Origin of the sequence: Psychroserpens mesophilus (genome assembly GCF_050617655.1) — a bacterium.
Lineage (GTDB): Bacteria > Bacteroidota > Bacteroidia > Flavobacteriales > Flavobacteriaceae > Psychroserpens > Psychroserpens mesophilus_A.
In genome coordinates this window covers 150,782-175,671 of the sequence record NZ_JBODQC010000002.1, presented here as the reverse complement: position 1 = coordinate 175,671, position 24,890 = coordinate 150,782, and the positions used below count along the sequence as shown (strand labels likewise).

The 24,890-nt window shown below is 32.8% G+C and carries 21 protein-coding genes; 13 read left to right on the top strand and 8 right to left on the bottom strand.

The features are described 5' to 3' along the window. Nucleotides 1–10 precede the first annotated feature (10 nt). A complete protein-coding gene (locus tag ACRHNM_RS05045; RefSeq protein WP_431134326.1) occupies nucleotides 11–1,324 on the top strand; it encodes a DUF3570 domain-containing protein in 1,314 nt (437 codons plus the stop codon). On the opposite strand, the gene ACRHNM_RS05040 is transcribed toward ACRHNM_RS05045, so the two are convergent. From ACRHNM_RS05040 to ACRHNM_RS05030, 3 genes are all read right to left on the bottom strand, one after another. Beyond that, nucleotides 1,311–2,117 carry a TerC family protein gene (locus ACRHNM_RS05040; protein WP_431134324.1) on the bottom strand — a complete coding sequence of 269 codons (807 nt, stop codon included), beginning with the start codon at nucleotides 2,115–2,117 and terminating at the stop codon, nucleotides 1,311–1,313. The two genes, ACRHNM_RS05045 and ACRHNM_RS05040, sit on opposite strands and share 14 nt — an antisense overlap. 2 nt (nucleotides 2,118–2,119) lie before the next feature. Further along, nucleotides 2,120–2,506, bottom strand: a complete 387-nt coding sequence (locus ACRHNM_RS05035; protein WP_431134322.1) for a hypothetical protein — start codon at nucleotides 2,504–2,506, stop codon at nucleotides 2,120–2,122. A 105-nt stretch (nucleotides 2,507–2,611) separates the two neighbouring features. Further along, on the bottom strand, nucleotides 2,612–2,989 hold the full coding sequence (locus ACRHNM_RS05030; RefSeq protein WP_431134320.1) for a helix-turn-helix domain-containing protein: 378 nt from the start codon (nucleotides 2,987–2,989) through the stop codon (nucleotides 2,612–2,614). A gap of 304 nt (nucleotides 2,990–3,293) precedes the next feature. Between ACRHNM_RS05030 and ACRHNM_RS05025 the strand changes: the two genes are divergently transcribed. The 3 genes from ACRHNM_RS05025 to ACRHNM_RS05015 all read left to right on the top strand — a co-directional run bounded on the left by ACRHNM_RS05025 (nucleotide 3,294) and on the right by ACRHNM_RS05015 (nucleotide 5,584). Further along, a complete protein-coding gene (locus ACRHNM_RS05025; protein ID WP_431134318.1) occupies nucleotides 3,294–4,433 on the top strand; it encodes a M14 family metallopeptidase in 1,140 nt (379 codons plus the stop codon). Nucleotides 4,434–4,498: 65 nt separating this feature from the next. Beyond that, entirely contained in the window at nucleotides 4,499–4,978 is a 480-nt protein-coding gene (locus tag ACRHNM_RS05020) for an Lrp/AsnC family transcriptional regulator (protein WP_431134316.1), read from the top strand. Nucleotides 4,979–5,068: 90 nt separating this feature from the next. Next, nucleotides 5,069–5,584, top strand: coding sequence for a DinB family protein (locus ACRHNM_RS05015; protein WP_431134314.1), 516 nt, complete (start codon nucleotides 5,069–5,071; stop codon nucleotides 5,582–5,584). A gap of 48 nt (nucleotides 5,585–5,632) precedes the next feature. Here the strand turns inward: ACRHNM_RS05015 and ACRHNM_RS05010 are convergent, their stop codons facing one another. After that, a complete protein-coding gene (locus tag ACRHNM_RS05010) occupies nucleotides 5,633–6,118 on the bottom strand; it encodes a hypothetical protein (protein ID WP_431134312.1) in 486 nt (161 codons plus the stop codon). Nucleotides 6,119–6,263: 145 nt separating this feature from the next. On the opposite strand from ACRHNM_RS05010, the gene ACRHNM_RS05005 reads away from it, so the two are divergent. After that, nucleotides 6,264–9,206 carry an FAD-binding and (Fe-S)-binding domain-containing protein gene (locus tag ACRHNM_RS05005; protein WP_431134310.1) on the top strand — a complete coding sequence of 981 codons (2,943 nt, stop codon included), beginning with the start codon at nucleotides 6,264–6,266 and terminating at the stop codon, nucleotides 9,204–9,206. A 1-nt stretch (nucleotide 9,207) separates the two neighbouring features. Here the strand turns inward: ACRHNM_RS05005 and ACRHNM_RS05000 are convergent, their stop codons facing one another. Then, nucleotides 9,208–10,050, bottom strand: a complete 843-nt coding sequence (locus tag ACRHNM_RS05000; protein ID WP_431134308.1) for a UDP-2,3-diacylglucosamine diphosphatase — start codon at nucleotides 10,048–10,050, stop codon at nucleotides 9,208–9,210. A gap of 191 nt (nucleotides 10,051–10,241) precedes the next feature. Here ACRHNM_RS05000 and aroC point away from each other — a divergent pair, with 191 nt between their 5' ends. The 6 genes from aroC to ACRHNM_RS04970 all read left to right on the top strand — a co-directional run bounded on the left by aroC (nucleotide 10,242) and on the right by ACRHNM_RS04970 (nucleotide 17,043). Further along, entirely contained in the window at nucleotides 10,242–11,303 is a 1,062-nt protein-coding gene (gene aroC, locus ACRHNM_RS04995; protein WP_431134306.1) for a chorismate synthase, read from the top strand. Nucleotides 11,304–11,347: 44 nt separating this feature from the next. Further along, a complete protein-coding gene (locus ACRHNM_RS04990; RefSeq protein ID WP_431134304.1) occupies nucleotides 11,348–12,793 on the top strand; it encodes a dicarboxylate/amino acid:cation symporter in 1,446 nt (481 codons plus the stop codon). Between the two features lie 70 nt (nucleotides 12,794–12,863). Further along, complete coding sequence (gshB, locus tag ACRHNM_RS04985) at nucleotides 12,864–13,901, top strand: glutathione synthase (RefSeq protein ID WP_431134302.1); 1,038 nt, start codon at nucleotides 12,864–12,866, stop codon at nucleotides 13,899–13,901. After that, on the top strand, nucleotides 13,894–15,048 hold the full coding sequence (locus ACRHNM_RS04980) for a sulfurtransferase (RefSeq protein WP_431134300.1): 1,155 nt from the start codon (nucleotides 13,894–13,896) through the stop codon (nucleotides 15,046–15,048). Before gshB ends, ACRHNM_RS04980 begins: the two co-directional genes overlap by 8 nt. Before the next feature lie 4 nt (nucleotides 15,049–15,052). Then, nucleotides 15,053–15,883 carry an N-formylglutamate amidohydrolase gene (locus tag ACRHNM_RS04975; protein WP_431134298.1) on the top strand — a complete coding sequence of 277 codons (831 nt, stop codon included), beginning with the start codon at nucleotides 15,053–15,055 and terminating at the stop codon, nucleotides 15,881–15,883. Further along, nucleotides 15,883–17,043 carry a flavohemoglobin expression-modulating QEGLA motif protein gene (locus tag ACRHNM_RS04970; protein ID WP_431134297.1) on the top strand — a complete coding sequence of 387 codons (1,161 nt, stop codon included), beginning with the start codon at nucleotides 15,883–15,885 and terminating at the stop codon, nucleotides 17,041–17,043. Before ACRHNM_RS04975 ends, ACRHNM_RS04970 begins: the two co-directional genes overlap by 1 nt. Before the next feature lie 514 nt (nucleotides 17,044–17,557). Here ACRHNM_RS04970 and ACRHNM_RS04965 read toward each other — a convergent pair. Both ACRHNM_RS04965 and ACRHNM_RS04960 read right to left on the bottom strand, forming a co-directional pair. Then, nucleotides 17,558–17,992, bottom strand: coding sequence for a thiol-disulfide oxidoreductase DCC family protein (locus tag ACRHNM_RS04965; protein ID WP_431134295.1), 435 nt, complete (start codon nucleotides 17,990–17,992; stop codon nucleotides 17,558–17,560). A gap of 7 nt (nucleotides 17,993–17,999) precedes the next feature. Further along, nucleotides 18,000–19,814 carry a tetratricopeptide repeat protein gene (locus tag ACRHNM_RS04960; RefSeq protein ID WP_431134293.1) on the bottom strand — a complete coding sequence of 605 codons (1,815 nt, stop codon included), beginning with the start codon at nucleotides 19,812–19,814 and terminating at the stop codon, nucleotides 18,000–18,002. A 370-nt stretch (nucleotides 19,815–20,184) separates the two neighbouring features. Between ACRHNM_RS04960 and ACRHNM_RS04955 the strand changes: the two genes are divergently transcribed. Together ACRHNM_RS04955 and ACRHNM_RS04950 are read left to right on the top strand one after the other, a co-directional pair. Then, the gene (locus ACRHNM_RS04955) at nucleotides 20,185–21,123 is read left to right on the top strand and encodes a hypothetical protein (RefSeq protein ID WP_431134291.1); all 939 of its coding nucleotides are present in this window, start codon (nucleotides 20,185–20,187) and stop codon (nucleotides 21,121–21,123) included. Nucleotides 21,124–21,148: 25 nt separating this feature from the next. After that, the gene (locus ACRHNM_RS04950) at nucleotides 21,149–22,714 is read left to right on the top strand and encodes a thiol-activated cytolysin family protein (protein WP_431134289.1); all 1,566 of its coding nucleotides are present in this window, start codon (nucleotides 21,149–21,151) and stop codon (nucleotides 22,712–22,714) included. Nucleotides 22,715–22,721: 7 nt separating this feature from the next. Here the strand turns inward: ACRHNM_RS04950 and ACRHNM_RS04945 are convergent, their stop codons facing one another. After that, nucleotides 22,722–24,887, bottom strand: a complete 2,166-nt coding sequence (locus ACRHNM_RS04945) for an endonuclease MutS2 (protein ID WP_431134287.1) — start codon at nucleotides 24,885–24,887, stop codon at nucleotides 22,722–22,724. Nucleotides 24,888–24,890 lie beyond the last annotated feature (3 nt).

Below are 24,890 nucleotides of genomic sequence, written 5' to 3'. Positions count from 1 at the left end.
AAGCTAAAAATTGAAAAATTTACTAATCATATTAATTAGTTTATGTTTGTTTCATATATGCAGTGCTCAGGATCTAGACTCAACAAATACCTATAAAAAAAGAGTTTTAGAAACTACTGAGATTGATTTTTTATCAAGTTATTATACGCAGGATGGAGCTAATGCTGCTGTTAGCGGTGGAATAGGTACTGAAGAATTAACAGATATTACAGCTGCTTTTGTCGTGTCAATTCCTTTAAACGATGATGATGTTTTAACTATTGATGCAGGCATCTCAGCTTATACATCTGCCTCTTCAAGCAATGTTGGTCCTTTCGATGGAAAAGGGAGAGCGAATCCTTATGACGCCAGTACTGGAGCCTCTCAAGGTGACGTTTGGGCAAATCTTACTGGTTCATATTCTCACAGTTCAGATGATCGAAATGATATTTGGTCTGCTAAACTATCGGTATCTTCTGAATATGATTATTTTTCGATTGGTTTAGGAGGAAGCTATACGAAATTATTTAATGAGAAAAATACAGAGGTTAGTATCAATGGAAACGTATTTATAGATACCTGGAATGCGTTATATCCAACTGAATTACGACCTTTTGCAGATGGAGAAGGGTTAAACAATGATTTGTTTAATCAATATACCATTACAGGAAATCCAAATTACAATCCGAATTTTAAACCTTTTGAAAACGAAGGACGAAATACTTATGCAGTAGGTTTAGGTTTTTCACAGATTTTATCCAAAAAACTCCAAGGCTCATTAGCCCTAGATGTTGTGATGCAAGATGGATTATTATCAACACCTTTTCAACGTGTCTATTTTAAAGATATTGCAGATTCTTTTATCGAAGATTTTCAGTTAGCTGACGATGTGGAACGACTTCCAGATTCTAGATTTAAAGTCGCTCTTGGAGGACGATTACATTATTATATAAATGAAACCTTTGTTTTACGAACATTCTATCGTTATTACTTTGATGATTGGGGAATTACATCGCATACAGCAAGTATAGAAATTCCAATTAAACTGTCTGATAAGTTTACCATTTATCCTTCATATCGTTTTTATAATCAGTCTGCTGCAGATTATTTTGCCGCTTATGAAGCGCATGTATCAACAAATGAGTTTTACACGTCTGACTATGATTTATCTGAGTATTCAGCACATCAACTTAGTTTAGGAGTTAGCTATACTGATATTTTTACAAAATTCCATATCTGGAAACTTGGCTTAAAAAGTATTGATTTAAAATACACTCAATATGATAGAGATAATACATTAAGCGCTACTATCATTTCTGCTGGATTTAAGTTTATTCTCGATTAGAATTGACCTTATTTTTATTTGAAGTTTTGTAATTCAAAAACTCTACAAATAAAGAGAAAGCAATGGCAAAATACAGATAACCTTTAGGAATTCCTCCAACAGTATTACCAAAGAATTCAGTATGTGATAAATGCGCTGCTTCTGTAACAAGCATAAACCCTATTAAAATTAAGAAGGCCAATCCTAACATTTGTATACTCGGATTTTTATCAATGAACTTTCTTATCGGATTTGCAAAAGCAATCATAATCACAATGGAGATCATTACAGCAATAATCATAAGAACCAGTGTGTAATTGTGATTTGGATGTAAACCATTGGTCATTCCTACTGCTGTTAAAATAGAATCAATTGAAAAAATAAAATCTATTATTAGGATTTGAACTAAAGCCTGAGAAAGCGATTTGATCTTTTTACTTTTTACTTCATCAGCATCATGTTCAGGATCTGTCACCTTTTCTCTGATTTCTGAAGTGCTTTTGTATATTAAAAACAATCCGCCTGCAAATAGTATAATAGCTTGCCAGCTTATATGAATCTCAAACCATGAATTTTCTAATGAATAAAATGGTTCTGATAATCCGACTAAAAAGGATACGAAAAATAACAAGACAACACGTTGAACCATCGCTAATAATAAGCCAATATTAGTTGCTTTAGCACGTTGGTTTTCGGGTAGTTTATTTGCTGCAATAGATATGAAAACAATATTATCTATTCCGAGTATAATCTCTAAAAACGTCAAAGTCAATAATGCCATTATAGCTTCACTTGTCAATAAGAAATCTAACATAATTAGTTTATTTTTTTGGCGGTTCCTTTTTCAATACGAGGTTTTTTATACGGATCTTTAACTGCTAACTGGTATTCAAATGTATACGTGTCATCAGTAGTGCTTAAAATTTTAAAATGAATGGCTTTTTCTTCAGCCATAGATTTAGGATGCAAAGCTTTTTGGATGAATTCACAATCGTTTATCCATCGTACGGAAGCAGAATCTATTTTATTGTCATAATAATCAATATTCACACTTTCTGTTCTTACAAACTTGCCAGTTTTTTCTTTGCCATCAACGATGTAAGTAAATTCGAATGTTCCTGTTTTGAAATCAGTGCAATTTCGTTCAATATTATAGCAACTAGAGAAAAGTAAACAACAGGTTAGTATTAGTGTGATTCTCATGAATTATGTTTTATGCAAAATTACAAAATGGGAATCGATTTCAGACACTTATTAAAATATTCATAAGCATGAATTAGTGCATATTTCAAAACGATAAGAGAATAGTTACGAGTTTTCAAAATTTTGAAAACTACCATCTTTATAGAAGATGATAATCCGCTCTATTGATTTGCTGCTAGATTTTTCAGTGTAAAGGGTATTTGAGTCAGGTATTGGTTGTGAATCTGTTTTTGGTGATGAATCGATGTGCGAGTGTTCAGAAGGAAATTTGCCTTTGCCATTCATTAACCAATACAATTCTACTTCAGGAAAGGAGGAAAGCACTTTAAGAACAAAGTCAAGGCTTGGTTTATTTCTGCCAGAAAGAATATGAGAAATACTAGAACGCTGTACACCAATTTTTTCAGCAAAAGAAGATGCTGTTTCATCGTAATAATCGATCACTTTTTGAAGCCGTTTCGAGAAATCCTGAGTGTTTATCATTGTAAACAAATAATGCTAAGTATAAAACGTTACAAATGTAAACTTATTTCAATAAACAACCTAAATCATTGTGCTAATTCTAAGTTATAAATTGTACTATTTGTTTATATAAAATACTTTAAATATATGATTTTATGTGTTTTAAGTTAATTAAAAAATTTGTATTGAATATTTTGCAATGGTGTTAAACGAAACAGTTCATATGACAACACATTTGTTTACGATTGTAATTTAAGTTACAGCACTGGATTGTTTACAAATGTAAAACACCATTTGTTTACCTTTGTCACAGTCAATATTTTTTATGCAAACAGAACGATTAAAATTGCTTTTCAATACCTACAAAGAAACATCGCTTTACGGACGTTACATTAGTACCGAATCTATTATAGGATTGTTAAATAAGCCAGGTTTAAAACCATTTGTAAATCGAATAGGAGTTTCTGTGGCTAATGAAAACATTTATAGTATTACCATTGGCTCAGGCTCAAAAAAAATATTGATGTGGTCACAAATGCATGGAAATGAAAGCACCACAACCAAAGCTCTCTTTGACATGCTAAATGTCTTATTAGCTCCAGAATTGATATCAAAATCTATTTTAGAAACCTGTACACTTAAAATAATTCCAATATTAAATCCTGATGGAGCAAAAGCGTACACGCGTTTGAATTCGAATAACATTGATTTAAATAGAGATGCTCAAGATCTTTCACAGCCTGAAAGCAAAGTTTTGAAGGCTGTTTTTGATTCATATAGACCAGACTATTGTTTTAATCTTCATGGGCAACGTACAATTTTTAGCGCAGGAAACACAAACAATCCTGCTACAGTTTCGTTTCTTGCTCCTGCACAAGATCAAAATTGCACTATTACGTCTAACAGGAAGATTGCAATGGAGATTATTTCTGTCATGAATACATATTTAGAAGGTGAAATTCCAAATCAGATTGGGATTTATGACGATGCCTTCAATATAAATTGCGTTGGTGACACATTTCAAAAGCGCGGAGTTCCAACAGTTTTATTTGAAGCAGGACATTTTGCTAACGATTATCAAAGAGAAATAACTCGAGAATTCATTTTTAGATCTCTCTTAGTGGCCATCAACTATATGTCCCGAAATCAAATCAATGGAAATCAGTATCATGGTTATTTTAAGATTCCTGAAAATCAGAAATTATTTTATGATATTATTATTAGAAATACATCTCATATGGATATTGGGATTCAGTATGTTGAGACATTGAAAAATAATACAGTTTATTTTCAACCGAAAATAACTACCATTTCAGATTTGAGTGCTTTTTATGCACATAGAGAGATTGATGCTAAAGGGAATAAGGTTCTTTCAGGTAATAACGAACCAGTTTGCGAAGAAGACGAAAACGATTTGGTATTTATTGGCACTGAAAAATATTCATTGAAATTGGAAAATAACTAATATTTAATGCATTATTTTTATGTTTTTTGCTCTATTTTTGTATAAAATTTAAAGAAACAGACGAAATGGCAAAATACAAATTAGATGATATTGATCATCAGATTTTAGATATGTTAATTGATAATACAAGAATTCCCTTTACTGATATTGCTAAAAAATTAGAGATTTCTGCAGGAACAGTTCACGTAAGAGTGAAAAAAATGGAAGAATCTGGAATTATTCAGGGATCATCTTTAACATTAGATTATAAAAAGCTAGGCTATTCATTTATTGCATATGTTGGAGTGTTTTTAAATAATACCTCTCAGACCAAATTTGTTTTAGAACGTATTAATGAAATACCTTATGTGACTGTAGCACATATCACAACTGGTAAATTTAATATTTTCTGTAAGGTTAGAGCTAAAGACACATCTCATGCAAAAGACATTATCTTTATGTTAGATGACATTGAAGGTATTTACAGAACCGAAACTATGATTTCGTTAGAAGAGAGTATAAACGATAAAAAACGTTTAATGCACACTATTTTTAATGAATTATAAGTTTAAGCAGCATATAATGTGAACACGTATTGATCCCTTTGTCAGTAGAACGATAAAGGGATTTTTGGTTATTTTATCAATAAAAATCTGATGACAAAATATCAACTCAACACCAATGAATATAACCCTTATTTTCAAACATATATAGATAAAGCTGGTGATTTAAATGTCATTGAGGGTTTAAAGCAAAACGGGTTAACTGTCATGGCTTTTTTAGAAGCTATACCTGAAGAAAAATATGATTACGCTTATGCTCAAGGGAAATGGACCATCAAAGAGCTTATTCAGCATGTTATTGATACGGAACGAATTTTCACTTTTAGAGCCTTGTCCTTTGCCAGAAAAGAAAATACAGCCTTATCTGGTTTTGATGAAAATGAATACGCTAAAACAAGTCAAGCCAACAGGCGCTCAAAACAAAGTCTGCTTAATGAATATAAAGCGTTACGATTAGCTTCTATTGCGCTTTTTGAGAGTTTTACTGATGATATGATGCTGCAAATTGGTAATGCCAGTAATAGTGACATCTCAGTTAGAGCAATTGGTTTTATTTTAGTTGGACATGAAAATCACCATTGTCAAATTATTCAAGAACGTTATTTATAAAAAAAAAGCCACTTGACGTTCAAGTGGCTTTTTATATAAGTTTTAGTTTTAGAATCTATATCTTACTGCTAGTGCAATGTCAAAGTCGAGATCATCTCTGTAGTCGCCAAATCCAAATTCGGGTCTGGCATCAATTGATAACTGTAAAGGGATATCAAAATTATATTCGATACCAATATCTCCAGCTAAAAACAGAAATGTTTCACTATCGTCAAAACCGTTAGGTACATTATCAAAACTATAAGATCCAAGACCTCCTCCAGCTCCTGCATACCAGTTAAAATTTCCGTCTAATTGCCAAACCCATTGGTAGAGTCCAGCTAATTTAAAGCCATCATAATTGCTTCCGCTTCGTAAACCTAAGTCCAATTCTAAACGATTGTTGTCGCCTAACGCTCTCTGGTATGATATTTCTGCACCAAATCCGTCACTATCACCTAATCTAATACCTATGGCATTATCTGAGATGTCTTGAGCATTTGAAAAGGCTGTAAAACCAATAAATGCAATTGTAAATACAAGTAATCTTTTCATAAATTTGAGTTTAAATTATAAGTTATTCAGGTAGATATTTCCACCACTTAAATTATAACGACAAAATTATATTAAAATTGAATAGTAAACCTTAATTTTAGGACTATTTTATAATGCTTTTAATCAAAATATTGACTCATTTACAATGCAAAATTCTTATTACAATGAACTTTCTGACTTGAAAAACAAACTGTCAGGAGAGCTGTATTTTGATGATTTAATGAAGACGCTCTATGCAACAGATGCTTCAGTATATAGAATGTTGCCATTAGCAGTGGCGCTTCCAAAGACAAAAGCAGATATAAAAGCTCTTATTGGGTTTGCAAACACTTACAAGACTTCATTAATAGCACGAGCAGCAGGAACTTCTCTTGCAGGACAATGTGTTGGTACAGGTATTGTAGTTGATCTTTCAAAGTATTTTACAAAAATTTTAAATGTCAATGAAAAAGCACAAACCGTTACAGTACAACCTGGAGTTGTAAGAGATGAATTAAATAATTATTTGAAACCTTTCAAACTCTTTTTTGGTCCTAATACCTCGACTTCAAATCGTTGTATGATTGGAGGCATGGTTGGTAATAATTCTTCTGGAACAACTTCTATTCAATATGGTGTAACCAGAGATAAGGTTTTAGAGCTACAGACTGTTTTAAGTGATGGAAGTGAAGTTGTTTTTTCTGAATTATCTTCTGAAGAATTTCACAAAAAGCGACAGCTTAATACTCTTGAAGGTGCTGTTTACAATCAAATATATGAAGCATTGTCTTCTAAAGATGTACAGCATCGTATAAAAGAGAATTTTCCTAAACCTGAAATACACCGAAGAAATACAGGTTATGCTATTGATGAATTGATAAATACGGAAGTGTTTACAGAAACTCAGGAAAAATTTAATATGTGTAAGCTGCTTTCAGGAAGCGAAGGCACACTGGCTTTTACAACGCAAATCACTTTGCGGTTAGATAAAGTACCTCCATCAAAATCTGTAATGATCGCAGCTCATTTTAATAGTATTCAATCCTGTTTAAATGCGGTTGATCCTGTTATGAAACATAATTTGTTTACCTGTGAAATGATGGATAAAACCATTTTAGATCTTACAAAACATAATAAAATACAACAGGAAAATAGAGCTTTTATCGTAGATAATCCAGAAGCAATTTTGATGTGTGAAGTGAAAGCTGATACAGTTGAAAATGCACTTCAAAAAGCTCATGAAGTTCTCCATACTCTTGAATCGTCTCAACTAAGCTATGCTAACCCTATACTTTTTGATGATGCTATTATCAAAGCAAATGAGCTCCGAAAAGCCGGATTAGGTTTACTGGGAAATATGATTGGTGATAAAAAAACAGCAGCTTGTATTGAAGATACAGCAGTTTCAGTTTCAGATTTGTCTGATTACATTGAGGAGTTTACATTACTGATGCAGAAACACGGACAAAAAGCGGTGTATTATGCACATGCTGGAGCAGGAGAGTTGCACTTGCGACCAATTCTGAACTTAAAAAAGAAAGCCGATGTTGAGTTATTCAGAAAAATAACAACCGATGTTGCTCACTTGGTAAAGAAATATCAAGGCTCAATGAGTGGTGAACATGGTGATGGAATTGTTAGGGCTGAATTTATCCCGTTAATGATTGGTAAAGAAAATTACAATATTCTTAAACGAATCAAAACGACGTTTGATCCGCATAATATTTTCAATCCTGGAAAAATTGTCGATGCGTTTCCTATGGATCAATCACTTCGCTATGAAGCTGACAGACAAGAGCCTGAAATTAAAACACTATTAGATTTTTCAAGCTCATTAGGTATTTTACGTGAAGCTGAAAAATGTAATGGTTCAGGTGATTGTAGAAAGCTTCCAGAATTTGGAGGAACAATGTGTCCGAGTTACAGAGCAACTCGAAATGAAAAAGACACCACAAGAGCTAGAGCAAATGCTTTAAGGGAGTTCTTAACGCGGTCTGATCAATCCAATAAATTTAATCATGAGGAACTCAAAGAAGTTTTTGATTTGTGCTTAAGTTGCAAAGCCTGCGCAAGTGAATGTCCTAGTAGTGTTGATGTAGCAAGTTTAAAGGCAGAGTTTCAGTATCAGTACCAAAAGGCAAATGGTTTTAAGTTTAAGGATAAGTTTTTTGCAAATTCAACAACATATAACAGAATAGCATCAAAGTTTCCCAAAATGTCTAATTATCTGTTTCAAAACACCTTGGTTTCAAAACCTGTTAAATCAGTTTTAGGTATTCACAAAAATAGAAGTTTACCATTAGTATCGAAATCTTTAAAAAATCAGGCAAATTTTTCTAATAATATTGATAACAAAAATCATCATCAAAATCCGATAAAAACAGTACATATGTTTGTTGATGAGTTTACAAACTATCTCGAATCTGACATTGCTATTGATGCTAAAGTTTTACTTCAGTCATTAAATTATAAAGTTTTATTTATCAATAATTTGGAAAGCGGAAGATCTTATTTATCTAAAGGTTTTTTAGAAGAAGCTAAAGCCATTGCAAATAGAAATGTGAATTTTTTAAAAGGTACTGTTAATGATGATTTTTACCTGTTAGGAATTGAACCTTCAGCAATACTTACGTTTAAAGATGAATACCTGAGATTAGCTGATGATAAAGTTTCCGCAGAAAAAATAGCAACGCACACATTTTTAATAGAAGAATTTATTCAACACGAAATAAAATTAGGTAATATAACATCAGATCAATTTACTTCAGAGCGTAAAACCATAAAGTTTCATGGTCATTGTCACCAAAAAGCTTTGACTAATCAATCGTCCAGTTTTGATGTGTTAAACTTACCAGAAAACTATGAAGTCACTATCATTCCGAGTGGTTGTTGTGGTATGGCTGGTAGCTTTGGTTATGAAAAAAAATATTATGATATAAGCATGCAAATTGGAGATCAAACCTTGTTTCCAGCAGTTAGAAGTGCTTCTGAAAAGACTATTATTTCGGCAAACGGAACAAGCTGCAGACACCAAATAAAGGATGGTACACAACGAGACGCATTACATCCAATAACAATTTTAAGGCATGCACTTCTTGAATCTCCATAAATTAGCTAGATTTCTTTTGATCAACAATAGTAATGGCTGCAATCAAGTCTTTTATCTCCATGTCTTTTATATCTTCATCTGCACAAAAAGCCCTTAATTTATCATTATTGTAATTATAAATTTTCCAACGCTTAAATTGATATTCCAGAGCAGTAAAATTTTCTACCCAATCTCCAGAATTCAAATACGTGGTTTTACCATGTTTATTATCTTTTACTAGTATTTTTGGTTGATGAATATGACCACAAATCACATAATCATATTCATTTTCTATGGCTAAATCTATCGCAACATTTTCAAAATCACTTATGTACTTTACAGCACCTTTTACACTGTCTTTTATTTTTTTTGAAAGGGAATACCGTTCTTTTCCAAAGCGTTCCAAACACCAGTTGACTAAACGGTTTAAAAGAATCAATGCATCATAGCCATAACCACCTAGTTTAGCTAACCATTTTGCATTTTGAATGGAGACATCAAAGACATCGCCATGAAAAAACCATGCTTTTTTTCCATCCAGTTCTAAAACCGCTTTGTCAACAATTGAAATATTACCGATTTTAGTGTCGCTAAATTTTCTGAGCATTTCATCATGATTTCCTGTGATATAAATTATGTCTACACCATCAGTAGCCATATCCATTATTTTTTTGATGACTCTTAAGTGAGACTTAGGAAAGTAACGTTTTTTAAACTGCCAGATATCAATAATATCTCCATTTAAAATTAATTTTTTTGGCTCTATACTGTTGAGATAAGTCAATAGTTGCTTTGCGTGACAGCCGTAAGTGCCAAGATGTACATCTGAAATAACTGCAATTTCTATTTTTCTTTTAATTTTCAAGAGCTACCAATCTTTTTGTATGGCAAAGAACTCAATTCAGTATTAACTGGGTATCAACTAACTATTATTAAAATTTAAGCAAATTGTTACGTTATAGTTAGGCGTTTTTTTCTCCAAGGAAAGTCATGCTTTATGGTGAAGTGTTTTTGTTTCTCTATATTTAAAAGTACTTTAGCGTAAAATCTTAATTTATGGCAGGAAATTCTTTCGGAAAAATTTTCAAACTCACCACATTTGGAGAATCTCATGGCGTAGCAATTGGCGGAATTATTGATGGCTGTCCATCAGGTTTAAAGCTAGATTTTGAAGCGATACAAGGCGAATTGAACCGTCGTAAACCTGGTCAGTCAAAAATAGTCACCCAACGGAAAGAACCAGATACTGTTGAGTTTCTGTCTGGACTATTTGAAGGACAAACGACAGGCACTCCAATCGGATTTATCATTAAAAACACCAATCAGAAGTCTAAAGATTATTCTCATATTAAAGACGTTTATCGTCCAAGTCATGCCGATTATACGTATGAAAAAAAGTATGGCATCAGAGACTACAGAGGAGGTGGACGAAGTTCAGCAAGAGAAACAGCATGTCGCGTGGTTGCTGGAGCCATTGCAAAACAAATTATAGATAGTATAAAAATTAATGCTTACACATCTTCAGTAGGTGATATTTTTCTTGAAAAACCGTATCAGGAATTAGATTTTTCTAAAACGGAAAGTAATGATGTGCGTTGTCCAGATCAGGAAACAGCCGAACGAATGATTGAAAAAATAAAGGTTATAAAAAAAGATGGAGATACTATTGGAGGAACCATAACTTGTGTGCTTCAAAATGTACCAATCGGCTTGGGAGAACCTGTTTTTGATAAGCTCCATGCCGATTTAGGAAAAGCCATGTTAAGTATCAATGCTGTGAAAGGCTTTGAATATGGAAGCGGCTTTTGTGGCGCAAGAATGAAAGGAAGCGAACATAACGATTTGTTTAATGAAGATGGTACGACGACGACAAATTTATCTGGAGGAATTCAGGGAGGCATTAGTAACGGGATGGACATCTATTTTAGAGTTGCTTTTAAGCCTGTAGCAACTATTATTCAAAAACAAGATGCTTTAGACAACTCTGGGAATATCGTTGAAATGCAAGGCAAAGGGCGACATGATCCATGTGTGGTACCACGAGCGATTCCAATCGTAGAAGCTATGGCTGCTCTGGTTTTAGCAGATTTTTATTTGATGAATAAAATGTATAAGTAAAAAACGTTTCCTTTTAGGAATAAAGCAATAGGATAGATATAATTATGAAAAAACTGGCACTACATTGGAAGATTATTATTGGAATGGTACTTGGTATCATTTGGGCATTATTGTCCAGCACAATGGGTTGGAGTGCGTTCACTATTAACTGGATTGATCCCTTTGGAACCATTTTTATAAACCTGTTAAAACTTATTGCTGTACCATTGGTCTTGTTTTCTATTATTAGTGGTGTAGCCAATATTGGAGACCCAAATAGTCTTGGAAGAATGGGAGGAAAGACCTTAGGCATTTACTTAATTACTACCATTATGGCTATTTCACTCGGTTTGTTATTGGTTAATGTTATTAAACCAGGAAAGCTGATTGATGAACAAAGCCGAATTGATAATCGGATTAGCTACGAAATCTGGGCAGACTCTCAAGGTTATGAAATTAAAGATGGTGTTAATTACTTAAAGGATCCGGAATTCTTTGAGCGTGCTCAGGAAATTTCAGAATTAACCAAAAGTGAACTTCAAGAAGCCGCAGTTGCAGATAAAATGAAAACTGTTGAAAGTCGAAAAGAAAGCACACCTTTACAGCCTTTAATAGATATTGTTCCTAGTAACTTTTTCTATTCTTTATCAAACAATGGATTGATGTTACAAATTATCTTTTTTGCAATATTCTTTGGTGTATGCTTATTGTTTATTCCTTCAGATAAATCGAAACCAGTATTGCATTTAGTTGATGGTGTGAATGAAGTGTTTTTGAAAATGGTTGATATCGTAATGCAGGCAGCTCCATTCTTTGTATTTGCTTTATTGGCTGGTGTTGTAAGTAAAATGGCAGGAGATGACATTGGTAAAGTTATCGAAATATTTAAAGGGTTAAGCTGGTACTCATTAACTGTTTTAGCTGGATTGCTGTTAATGATATTTGTGGTGTACCCAATAATATTGAAAACATTCGTAAAGAAAATCCCTTACAAAGGCTTTTTTAAATCAATGAGTCCAGCACAAACACTAGCATTTTCTACATCTAGTAGTGCCGCAACACTTCCTGTCACTATGGAATGTGTTGAGCAAAATTTAGGTGTCAATAAAAAAATAAGCAGCTTTGTTTTACCAATTGGAGCAACTGTCAATATGGATGGCACAAGCTTATATCAAGCTGTTGCTGTGATATTTTTAGCTCAAATGCATATGATTGACTTAACTATAGCACAACAGGTTACCGTTGTTTTAACTGCAACTTTAGCATCTATAGGTTCTGCTGCAGTACCAAGTGCTGGACTGGTAATGTTAATTATTGTATTAGATTCTGTTGGATTAAATCCTGCATGGATAGCAATTATATTTCCTGTAGACCGAATTTTAGACATGTTTAGAACGGTTGTAAATGTCACAGGAGATGCTACAGTTTGTTCCATAATTGCAGACGGAGAGCATATGCTGGATTATAAAGAACATGATAACCCGACACAAACATTTGATTTAGATTCTTAAATAAGCAATGCATTTTACTATTTAAGAGAAATTTTATAATTTAACGATTGCCAATCAAAACCTTACATACATGAATATCTGTTTTATAATGTATCCATGGGAAAATATAGATCCCGAAAATGATACAAGCTTAGCTTTAATTAAAGAATGTGTAAAACGTCATCATGGTGTGGCCATGTGTACACCTGCTAATTTAACCATTAGAGACAGTGTCACTAATGCATTTTGCAATGTGATTAACCGAATGGAAAAGGTGCCATCAAGTCTTAAAGCATTTTATAATAAGGTAAAGTTAAGAGAAGAGATGTTGCCACTTGCTGGTTTTGATGCGATATTCTTTAGAGCAAATCCGCCTTTAGATCCTATCATGCTTAACTTCTTAGATTCTGTTAAAGACGATGTTTTTATTGTGAATTCACTGGAAGGTATGAGAGAAGCCAATAACAAACTCTATACAGCTGCTTTTGGTGATGCGCATAGCAATATCATTCCAAACACACATGTATCTAAAAATAAAGAATACCTGGTTAAACAAATTAAAGATTCTAAAGCAGATAAAATGATTCTAAAGCCTCTTAATGGTTTTGGTGGTTCTGGTGTGATATTAATAGAAAAATCTGCAATGAGTAATATCAATTCCTTATTAGATTTTTATATTACGAGTGGAGATGGTTCATCTAATTATGTAATTCTTCAAGATTATATTGAAGGTGCAGATCAAGGTGATGTTAGAATTTTATTACTCAATGGAGAACCTGTTGGAGCAATGAAACGTGTTCCTGGTTCTGACGACCATCGTTCTAATGTGTCTGCTGGTGGTTCGGTTCAAAAACACACGTTGAGTAAAGCTGAAAAAGCGCTTTGCAAGCAAATTGGTCCGAAATTAGTTAAAGACGGACTTTATTTTGTTGGAATTGATGTCATTGGAGGAAAATTGGTTGAAGTGAATGTCATGTCTCCTGGAGGAATTACGTACATCAATAAAGTGTATAAAAATAAAGTTAAAGTTGAAGAACGTGTGATTGATTTCCTTGAAAGCAAAGTCTTAGATCAGCTTCAGGCTTTTGACAGAAGAGTGCGTTTACGTAAAACCGTTGAAGATGCCTGATGGTAATCTGTTAGTATCAACCATCGTAAGTTGTAAATGGTTGCATGACAATCAGCATCTAGAACATCTTATTATTTTAGACGCAAGCGTAGATATTGATGTGTTTGATTCTGAAGGCTATATTCCAAACTCAAGACCTCTGGATCTCAAAGCAAAATTTAATGACATACATGCTGAGTTTCCTAATACAATGCCATCACAACAGCAATTTGAAACTGAAGCGCGTCAGTTAGGAATTCATACAAATTCACTTCTGGTTGTTTATGATCATAATGGAATATATTGGAGTCCGAGAGTTTGGTGGTTATTCAAAACCTTCGGATTTAAAAACATAGTTGTTTTAGATGGTGGACTCCCAGAGTGGAAAAAACTTGGTTATAAAACGGTATCTTCACCACATGTTATCAATTGGAAACCAGGAGATTTTTCTGCAACTTTTGATGCTACTAAAATGGTTTTTTTTGATAGTATCTCGCAAATTTCAAAAGATAAAAACACATTAATTTTAGATGCTCGCTCACATGAACGCTTCAATTGTTTAGTTTCAGAACCTAGAGCAGGACTGCGAAGTGGAACAATTCCGAATTCAAAAAATCTTTCCTATACCAATGTGTTAAATGGAAATTGTTTAAAACAAAAACACGAATTAATAGCGATTTTTGATACTTTTACAATAGGAGAAAATGCATTGGTTTTTTCCTGTGGATCTGGAATTACAGCATGTATTTTAGCTTTAGCTGCCCAAGTTTCAGACTTTAAACATATAGCTGTTTATGATGGTTCATGGACAGAATACGGAACCTTAACACAAATAGACATGGCAAACACCAACTGGACTAAACAAGAACTAGTAGCTTATATTTTATTGTATGTAGCACATTCAGATTTAAAAGAAACCAAGAAAGAACATGAATATATTTTGTCTCGCGTTGATGAAACAACTTATAAACATGTTAAAAGTGAATTTGATGACGATAACGATTATCAAAGCATTACAAAAATCGTGAATGCTGTAAATACAGAGCCTACTTATAGTAAAAACCCTGAAAAACTCTTTGCTGATATCAAACTAATGGCATTTGCTGATGGCAAAATGGACCAAATGGAACATGCTATTTATAACAGTCTGAAAAAGATTTTGAGTTAATAGTATGGAACGATTACCAGTAGATACAATAATTTCTAAAATTAAGAAAGAAGAGCTGTTTCATGCTGTTTCTGAAGATTATTCCTTTACATTAAAAATTGAAAATTATGTACATTATGTGTGTGGTGCAGTACATAATGGACATCAATTTAGGAAAGAGCTTTGGGACAATTGTCTGCATACAGAATATGAACGTTGGTATGAAGAAGATCCAGAAACCAAGCAAATGATAACATCACATCCTATCGTCATTGCTGGTTGTGATTCGCGATTTGAATACGATTTAAATAGACCTCCTGAAGAAGCCGTTTTTGAAACTGCTTGGGGAAAACAACTATGGAAACATCCTTTAGGAGAAGACCTTAAACAAAAAAGTCTTAACAAGCATAGTGATTTTTTTAAAGTGGTGTACGCACTTATCTCTAAGCTTGAAGAAAAGTTTGGTGTTTGTATTGTTTACGATATACATAGTTACAACTGGAAGCGTTGGGATAGGGAAGTGCCTACATGGAATCTTGGAACTTCAAATGTAGATAATGACAGATTTGGAGAAGCCATTGAGCAATGGCGACAAAGTTTATCTGAAATAGAATTACCAAAAGATATTGTGTCTACATCTAAAATTAATAATACATTTCAAGGGAATGGATATTTCTTGAAATTTATTACCAATAACTTTAAAAATACTTTAGTTTTGGCCACCGAAATTGCTAAAATATATTGTAATGAATATGATCAGATTATTTTTCCAGAAGTCGTTTCAGCAGTAGAGAAAGCGTTGCAAAAACGATTGCCTGAGCATGCTGCAAATTTTTATAAAAAATACAATTCATAATGTCTCAAATTCCCAGTACATCAGAATATCAAGATTTATTTGATATCGATGGTAATATTAATCGGTTGGTTCAAAAGATAGAAGTTCTTAATTATATCAATCCGTTAAATATAGAACGCGAAAAGAAGCAATTCTTCTCCACTAAGTTTTCTTATGATCCTGTTTTTAAGTATCCTAAAATTAAATTTAATGGTTACAAGCTGCATCGTTTATTTTTTTCACAACGATTAGAACGTATTGAAGATGATCGTGTAAGACAGCTATACGAAGATGTAATATACGAATATTCTGGGCTCATAGAATGTATTCAAACCATTAATCAAGGACGCAAATTTTACTTCAATAGTTTAAAAAGTTTTGGTACACCAACCGAAAAAGATATTGATAATGCAAAATTTATCCTTCGTTTTGATGACAGTGATTTTGATGAAGAATTGTTACCGATGTACACTGTTGACGATGCAGTAGATTATTTTAAAGACTATTCAAAACGTTACGATTTTAATTACAACATTAAGTTATCTACCAATATTTCAGCTGCTGCTATGGTGTTGAATAATACTCAGACCTTAGTCTTACGTAAAAACCATAAGTTTAGTTTAAATCAGTTAAAAGTTTTGACCAATCATGAAATTGGTGTACATATGGTCACTACATTTAATGGTTTGTCACAACCGCTTAAAGTGTTTTCTAACGGATTACCAAATAATGTTGAGACGCAAGAAGGACTGGCTGTATATTCAGAATATATGTCTGGCTGTTTAACCATGAAACGATTAAAAGAACTGGCATATCGTGTGATTGCAGTTGATACACTTAATAAAGATTATAGCTTTTCTGATACATTTGATTTACTTCATAATCAGTATAAATTAAATAGAGATAAGGCTTTTGCTATCACATTACGAGTGCATAGAGGAGGCGGTTTTACTAAAGACCACTTGTATTTAAGAGGAATCAATCAGGTTTACAATTATGCTAAAGCTGGAGGTAATTTGAATCCGTTATTAACCGGAAAAGTAAGTTTAGAATATCTTGATACGATTAAAACACTTCAGGATTTAGGTCTGGCAATACCATCAAAATACTATACAGATTCTTACCTGACAAATGATAATTCGAATACTAATTTAGATTTTATTTTAAAGAGTCTGAAATAAAAGCCTTAAAGCGCAACGTTATCTTTCAGAGGTTGTTCTGAAACTTATCACGTGTTAGACTTGCACTAGACAAGAACTTGATTAGTTCCCAACTAACAGAAATTAGGCTCAAACTGAGCGTTTTGCTCTAAGGCTTTGTGTAATTCTAAACCAATATAACTCATAATTTGACTAATACATACTCGTATTGAGTAATACCTGTTTTTGGGTACGTTAACACCATTTTTAGTTCGTGAAGAACATTTCGCTTCGAATTAGAAAAATAAAATGAGAACCCTGCATCTTATAGATGTTTTTTGCAGTTCTTTTTTTTTAATCAATTTTTTTATGCTTTACACCGATAATATAAGTTGATTTTGAGGATGTTGCGTATGTTTACAGTATCAAAATAATGTGCTATTAATCATTAAACAAATTAGATAATCCCTCAAATGTTAATGATAATTTTTTTTAGAGTTAAATTAGTTTTAATTAGTTGTTAGTTGTTAAAGTCCTTTTGAAAGAAAGGACTTTTTTATGTTAAAAACTTTGCTTTTAACTCTGGAGTAGGAATCATACAAGCTTCTTTTTTACCATACCATCTGTATCTGTTCTTTGCTACAAAGTCATAAACCCAGTTTCTGATAAATGTTGGAACAATAAAAAATACAGACATTAGATGTCTTGGAAACCCTAAATGTTTAGCAATATGTAATGCAGCACTAGACTTAACAAACAAACCTTTCTCTTCAGAATAGAGAAGGATAGAGTCTGTTTTAGAGATGTCTAAATTAAATTTTTCAATGACTTGTTTTCCAGCATCACTTTGTAAAGGCGCAAACATAAATCGATTGGCTTTGTCGTGTTTAATCACATACAAAACTGAAGCGTTGCAAAGATTGCAGACACCATCAAAAAGAATAAGTTGTTTGTGTTTTGGTAAGTCTTGTATCACATCACAAAAATACATGATAGTTTTATAAGGTATTTAAAAATTGCGTTAAATCGTCTGCTTTATCTAGCTTTAGTTTTTTCTTGAGTCGGTATTTAGATTTTAAAACACTATCTGGAAGAACATTAAGCATAGAAGCAATTTCTTTAGTAGATAAATTCATTCTTAAAAAAGAGGCTAATCGGATTTCTTTTTCGGTGACATCTTCGGAAATGGCTTTTATTTTATGATCAAAATTATTGTGAACTTCTGAAAAGTAAGATTTAAAGACTTCCCAGTCTTTGTCTTCAGCACTTTCTTTTTTTAAAAGCATTACCAATCGTCTAAACTCTAATTTAAATAATTCAGGCGATTTTTTTATCTTTTCTAAATTTTCCTTTAACTCTTGAATAAATGTGCTTTTCTGAACCAGATGAAGTGTTTGAGATGCTAATTCTTTCTTTTTAAAGGCAATTTCTTGTTTGTAAATTTCTTCTTGTTTTTCACGTTCAATTTTATTTTTTTTGATGCGTTGCTTAAATCCGAAATAGAGAAGTCCTGAAATTGTTAAAAAAGAAACCATTCCTATGCCATATAAGGTTTTTTGAGTTTTACTTAAAGAAACATCTTTTTCTAATAAGACAATTTGAGCTTCCTTTTTTTCAGTTTCATAACGCTCGCGCATATTGGCAATTTCTTTTTCTTTTTCAATAGTAAAAATGGAATCCTTGGTTGAAATATATTCCTGATAAACATTAACTGCGTCAGAAGTTTTATTGTTTAAAGTTAAAGCTTCAGCATGCAATTTTAATGCATTTAAATAAGCATCTGAAATTCCTCTCTCTTTTTCATTTTTATAGACAATTGTAGTTTCAGGTAAGGCTAATGCATGCTCGTTACTGTCTAGATAGACTTGTGCCAGATATTTCCGGTTTCTATTTTCTATTAGTTTATTATCTATTCGAATAGATTCTTTAATACATTCATTATGAATAGCAATAGCTTTTTCAATATCACCATTAAGAAAATGGGCATGCCCTAAATATGTTTTACCATATAACGCACTGTTAGGTTCTTTTTTTTCAAAAATTCTTATGGCTTCAGGAAGTTTCTCTAAAGCCAATTTATGTTTCCCAATTTCATTTGCAACTAATGACATATTCACTAAAGAAGCAGCATACATTCGGTCGTCTTCAACTTCTAAAAACCCTTTAGCTGCCTCAAGATAATTCGAAATGGCCAATTCATCATCTTTATTAGAACTGTATGAATTTGCAAGGGTAAACAATAGACCACTTTCACGATGTATATCATTACTAGCTTTAACGTATACTCTAGTATCGAGGAGTAATTCAATAGATTTTTTAATATTGCCAATTCGCTTGTAAGCGCTTGCTAACCGAATTCTGCTAATGGCAATTTCACTACTGTCATTTGCAAATTCAGCCCAATAAATTGCTTTGTTATAGATAGGAATTAGACTGTCTACTTTGCCTGCCTTTGAATAAGCATAACCTAATTCTCTTAACAATCGATTTGTCACTAAAGGATGATTTTTACCATTTAGATGAAGTCCGCGTTTCGCATAAGCAATATGATCTTCACCTTTGCCAACAAAATCTAAAACATTACAAATTTCAAAATAGGTTTGTGCAAGGATGGAATCATTTTCACCATCTTTAGAAACTTGAAGCGCCTGTTCAAAGTACGAATTACAATCGGTTTGTTTTTCTTTTAAGCATTTGGCAGCTTTTTCAATTAATGATCTTTGTTCCTTAGGTATAATATAAATAGGATCTTGTGCATGCAAGAATAATCCTATAAATGCAATTAATAAAATAGTAATTAGTTTGGTTTTCATGATGATAATTTTGCATTACTAAGATAATTAATAAACAGCATAAATAATTCGGTTGGTCTAGGCTCAAATCTACTCAGTCTATAATTTGTCCATAACTATGATATTATTATAAATACATAAAACGCTTAAAATCAGCGTTTTGAAGTAAAATTTTATAACACTTTAAACCGTTTTGTACAAGCCAATTATTTTCTTGTGTCCATAGTTTGTCCATATTGAAAATTAGAATTCAGACGTAATCTCACTTAGATTTGGGTTGTCATTAATAATATATGACATAAATATTTTGTGGTGTCTTGCGCTGGTTAGGCTGCAGACTTTTCCAGCTGTAAGTCGCTACAAAAATTAAAACCACAAAATCTTTATAACAATGAAAACACAATGTATTTATCAATTATGCTTTTACCTGTGTATTGCACTTTTCGTATCGTGTAGTTCAGAAGATGATGGCAATTCAAACGATTCTTCAGACAATGTAATTACAATTAACATTGCTGAATATCCTTCAAGTGGTGATTTAATCGCAACAATAAATTCTAGTTTAGAAGGAACTCTTACTTATAACATAAGCTTTGAAACAGCATCACAAGCCATTATCCTCAATGGAGACGAACTTCGTGTTGGTGACTGGTTGGCTTTCGACTATGAAACTCACGAAAACCTATTGGTAACTATTGAAGTTAGTAATGGTTCTGAAACAGAAGTTTTAGAATACAAAATTGCCATCCAAAATGTAGACGATATTTGGGCATTTTTAAATGGAAGTTCACGAACTGCCTATGAAAATGCAAATAATGGTGATTGGGTTCTAATTTCAGAAAGTGAATACAATGACTTGGCTAATTACTTGGCACATACCACTAAAAGTGGTGCTTCAGATGATCAAATCTATAATAATGCTTCTGTTGAAAGTGCTTCAGGAGACAGAACCGTTGCCAATAATAATGATTTCAGCATTCCCTCAAACAGTTATGTGTTTGCGTTCAAATATTACTCATGGATTAATAATGTATCAACGAGTAGAATAAAACTTTCACAAGATGATTCAGGAGGTTCATATCAAGATGTTGGCAACGTTTTGCCAGAACACAATGATGAGTACAATCATTTTGTAATTAAAGGAGCAAATAGTCCTACAACTTCAGAAGGCTTTATAGGAATGTATGCAGGAGGCTCAGTTGGAGCAAAGGACGATAACAACAGTAGTTATAAATGGAGAAATGGCAATGTCGATAATCTTGATAATACAGCAAGCGGTAAAGTATATCTGCATCAAGGACTTAGTACAACTTTAAAACAATGGGATTGATTTTTTTCAAATAAAACATAAAATTATGAAACATTTAAAACCACACATAATGAAACTCTATTTAAAATTTGTCCTGCTTTTTGCTTTTGCATTAGTTGCTTTCAATTGCAGTAAATCTGATGACGGGATAAATGATGTAGATGAAAACCCATTTGCCTCGAGTATTAATGAATATATCTTAGGATTAAATTACAATCCTGAAAGTTTATTAAATACACAATCTATAAGTGGATCTATTGAAAGAACGGAAATTGACTCTCAATCTCTTGGAGATGATAATCCTGTTCAAGGTGTAGTAACATCTTGTGTAAGAAAGACATTCGATTTAAAATCGAATTTTTCAGAAGTATCCATTTTGCAACCAACAAGTGGGATCATTTACCCTGGAGCTCTTATTTATGGAGATAATAATATGCTTGATGGTCTTCCAAACCCAATTACTAGTGTTAGTAGAGGTCCTGCTACATTCAGGATAGGTTTGCCTGGCTTTGGTGATCAAGGAACTGTAGTTGTTAATAATCTTGAAAACTCTTCAGTGGATTCTAGTATTAGCAACGCTTTAGAATGGTGGCATGATAATGCTTATCCAAATGGTTATGAGAATTTATCTCAGACATCCTATAAAAGTGCTACCTCATATTCTCGAAAACAACTCGGTTTAGAGGTTGGTTTGAATGTAGAGTGGGCTAGTGGCTCGATAGAATCCCAACTGGAATATCAATCAACAGAAACCAATAAAGTAGCTATGTTGGTTTATAAACAGGTATTTTATACTGTTACAATGGATAATCCTTTTTCTCCAGCAAGTGTCTTTGGCAATGATGTAACTTTAGAACAAGTTCAATCAGTTATAGATGATAATCGTCCACCAGCATATGTGAAATCTGTTTCGTATGGACGTATCATAATGTTTAGAATGGAAACTTCAGATGTTGAAACTGAAGTAGATTTAAGTTTGGCGTTACAATATGCAAGTGGAATTAGTGGTGGTGGAACTACTAATAGCGCATATGAAGAAGTTTTAAACGAAGCTACAATTACCGTAGTGACCTTAGGAGGAAATGCTCAAGCTGCTGCAGAAATCTTTTCTCCAGAGGATGAAAATGAAGGTATAACTTTTGGTTCCTTTGGATCTATTCTTAGTGGTACAAATGCTGTCTTTACAAGAAATAATCCTGGAATTCCAATGGCATACACCATTAGATACCTTAAAGATAATAGCTTAGCAAAAATGGGATTTCAAGAAGAATATACTGCTGATAGTTGTGGTGAAAATGAATTTGAACACGAACGTATTAAGGTCATTAATGATTTTACTACTAAAAACATTAGAGTACGTTTAACGTATCAAACGAGTAATGGAACAATAAGTACCGATTGGGTTACTATTACTGATGAAGATCAAGATTTTTTTGAACCACCTGCAGGAAGTTGGAATGTAGAAGTTGAAATTGAATACTTTAATTTTGGTTGGAATGGTTTAGTTTCACAGACCTTGGGTCATGTCGAAATTGAACAATGCTATCGTACTTATAATCCTTCAGGATGGGAAAATGCTTCCTATGATTATGATTGTGATTCACAACTTTAATAAAGTGCTACTTTTTAGCCTCAACCAATTCTAACAACTCTAAGTTAACATTAGTCGTAAAAAAGCCATAGTTTACTATGGCTTTTCCTTTTTCAATGGTGTCAATCGAACCAATAGCTTTGCCGTCAAACATACGAACGCGATCACCTATTTTTAAAACTGGTTTAGGTTTTTCAACTTTAGGGGTTTTATCTTTTACAGCTTTTTTCTTTTTTCTAATAACCGCAACTTTCTTTTCAGCTTCCTGCTTGACTTGTCTCTCTTTCGCTTTTTCAGCACGCTTTTGCTTTGCAGATACTTTTTTTCGTTTAGAGTTTTCGATTTGAACGAGTTTAAAAAGTTCAGCCATTAATTCACGTTTTTTCTGATTATCGAAGTATTTTTCAGAAATATCATTAAATTTTTGTCCGAGATAAATTAAGCGTTGGTTACTATCGTACAACTCCTGAAAGCTTTCTAATTTCTTCTGAACCTTAGCATTTACCTCTTCAAGCTTATCGGCTTCAGATTGCTTTTTCTTTTCATTTTCCTTTAATGAACGTTCTGTTTTTTCAAGTTTACTACGCTCTTTCTGAAGCTTAGCAATAGTAGCATCAAATCTTACCTTACCACGTTCAATTTTCTTTTTAGCACGATTAATCAAACTGTAAGGGATGCCGTTTTTTTGAGCAACTTCAAATGTAAATGAACTTCCTGCTTGTCCTAAAGCCAATTTAAATATAGGTTCTAAGGTTTTTTCATCAAACATCATATTAGCGTTCTGCATGTATGGCAATTCGTTAGCTAACACTTTCAGATTGGAGTAGTGCGTTGTAATGATTCCGTAAGCTTCTCGATGATAAAATTCTTCAAGAAACGTTTCAGCTAGAGCTCCTCCAAGTTCTGGATCACTTCCAGTACCAAACTCATCAATTAAAAACAGAGTATTCTTATTACATTTTTTTAAAAAGTAATTCATCTGCTTTAACCGGTAACTATAGGTGCTTAAATGATTTTCTATAGATTGGTTATCTCCTATATCACTAATGATTCTGTCAAACAGACAAATTGTACTCTTTTCGTGAACAGGAATCAATAATCCGCATTGAATCATCATCTGAAGTAATCCTATGGTTTTTAAGGTGATACTTTTTCCTCCAGCATTGGGACCAGAAATGACTATAATTCTATTTTCAGGATGAAGCACTATAGACTGAGGATAAGTTGTCTTGCCTTCATTTTTATTCGATAAATAAAGTAACGGATGATAAGCATCTTTAACTTCATAAACCTTATTTTCATTAATTTCAGGAAGGATGGCATTAATAGATTGTGCATATTTTGCTTTAGCATAAATAACATCTAATGAGCTCAAGAAATTCTGATAATTTTCTAGAACTAAAGCATAAGGCCTTACGTATTCTGTGAGATTACGCAAAATCTTATCGACTTCCTCTTGTTCTTCAAACTCAAGATTGTTGAGTTCTCTGGCATGTTGAAATGTAGTTTCAGGCTGTATGTACACGATACTTCCTGTTTTACTACTTCCCATAATACTACCTTTAACTTTGCGTCTGTACATCGCTTTTACGGCAAGTACACGCTTGTTTTCAACTACAGATTCTCGAATGTCATCCAAATAATCTAAGTTATGATATGTATTTAAAGCTGAAGTAAAACTTTGATTGATTTTACCTCTGATTAAATTTATAGATTGTCTAAGTTGGAATAACGCATCTGTAGCATTGTCTTTTACGTCACCAAAACGATCAATAATTGTATCAATTTCTGAAACGAGATGACTTACTATTTCAATGGTTGATACAGATGTGTACAATGATGGATAATACTCCTCAAATTTTTTCAGAAACTTGAGAATATTGGTCACAGTAATCGTTATGGAAGCAATTTTTTGAAAACTCTTAGTTTCTAAATAAGAATTTTCAATCTTTAAAAGTTTGAGTTCTTTTGTTATAGGTTCAAAACCATGATTTGGAATGCGATTATCATTATAGAATGAAGACACATATTCGTTAGTAAATTGTAACGATTGTAACACCTGTTCTTTAGAAGAGTAGGGTTTTACTTTTAGTGTTTCAATTCTTCCTAAATCTGTGACACACAATTCCGACACTTGTTTTAAAACCGTGTAAAATTCTATGTCTTGTAACGTTTTGTCGTGAATGCTAATCATTAA

Coding starts and splice junctions, on each gene's coding strand:
- ACRHNM_RS04955 (WP_431134291.1), top strand. CDS start 20,185: ATGAAAACACAATGTATTTATCAATTATGCTTTTACCTGTGTATTGCA.
- ACRHNM_RS04980 (WP_431134300.1), top strand. CDS start 13,894: ATGCCTGATGGTAATCTGTTAGTATCAACCATCGTAAGTTGTAAATGG.
- ACRHNM_RS05015 (WP_431134314.1), top strand. CDS start 5,069: ATGACAAAATATCAACTCAACACCAATGAATATAACCCTTATTTTCAA.
- ACRHNM_RS05025 (WP_431134318.1), top strand. CDS start 3,294: ATGCAAACAGAACGATTAAAATTGCTTTTCAATACCTACAAAGAAACA.
- ACRHNM_RS05040 (WP_431134324.1), bottom strand. CDS start 2,117: ATGTTAGATTTCTTATTGACAAGTGAAGCTATAATGGCATTATTGACT.
- ACRHNM_RS04960 (WP_431134293.1), bottom strand. CDS start 19,814: ATGAAAACCAAACTAATTACTATTTTATTAATTGCATTTATAGGATTA.
- ACRHNM_RS05030 (WP_431134320.1), bottom strand. CDS start 2,989: ATGATAAACACTCAGGATTTCTCGAAACGGCTTCAAAAAGTGATCGAT.
- ACRHNM_RS04990 (WP_431134304.1), top strand. CDS start 11,348: ATGAAAAAACTGGCACTACATTGGAAGATTATTATTGGAATGGTACTT.
- aroC (WP_431134306.1), top strand. CDS start 10,242: ATGGCAGGAAATTCTTTCGGAAAAATTTTCAAACTCACCACATTTGGA.
- ACRHNM_RS04965 (WP_431134295.1), bottom strand. CDS start 17,992: ATGTATTTTTGTGATGTGATACAAGACTTACCAAAACACAAACAACTT.
- ACRHNM_RS04970 (WP_431134297.1), top strand. CDS start 15,883: ATGTCTCAAATTCCCAGTACATCAGAATATCAAGATTTATTTGATATC.
- ACRHNM_RS05010 (WP_431134312.1), bottom strand. CDS start 6,118: ATGAAAAGATTACTTGTATTTACAATTGCATTTATTGGTTTTACAGCC.
- ACRHNM_RS05020 (WP_431134316.1), top strand. CDS start 4,499: ATGGCAAAATACAAATTAGATGATATTGATCATCAGATTTTAGATATG.
- ACRHNM_RS04950 (WP_431134289.1), top strand. CDS start 21,149: ATGAAACATTTAAAACCACACATAATGAAACTCTATTTAAAATTTGTC.
- ACRHNM_RS04975 (WP_431134298.1), top strand. CDS start 15,053: ATGGAACGATTACCAGTAGATACAATAATTTCTAAAATTAAGAAAGAA.
- gshB (WP_431134302.1), top strand. CDS start 12,864: ATGAATATCTGTTTTATAATGTATCCATGGGAAAATATAGATCCCGAA.
- ACRHNM_RS05005 (WP_431134310.1), top strand. CDS start 6,264: ATGCAAAATTCTTATTACAATGAACTTTCTGACTTGAAAAACAAACTG.
- ACRHNM_RS04945 (WP_431134287.1), bottom strand. CDS start 24,887: ATGATTAGCATTCACGACAAAACGTTACAAGACATAGAATTTTACACG.
- ACRHNM_RS05035 (WP_431134322.1), bottom strand. CDS start 2,506: ATGAGAATCACACTAATACTAACCTGTTGTTTACTTTTCTCTAGTTGC.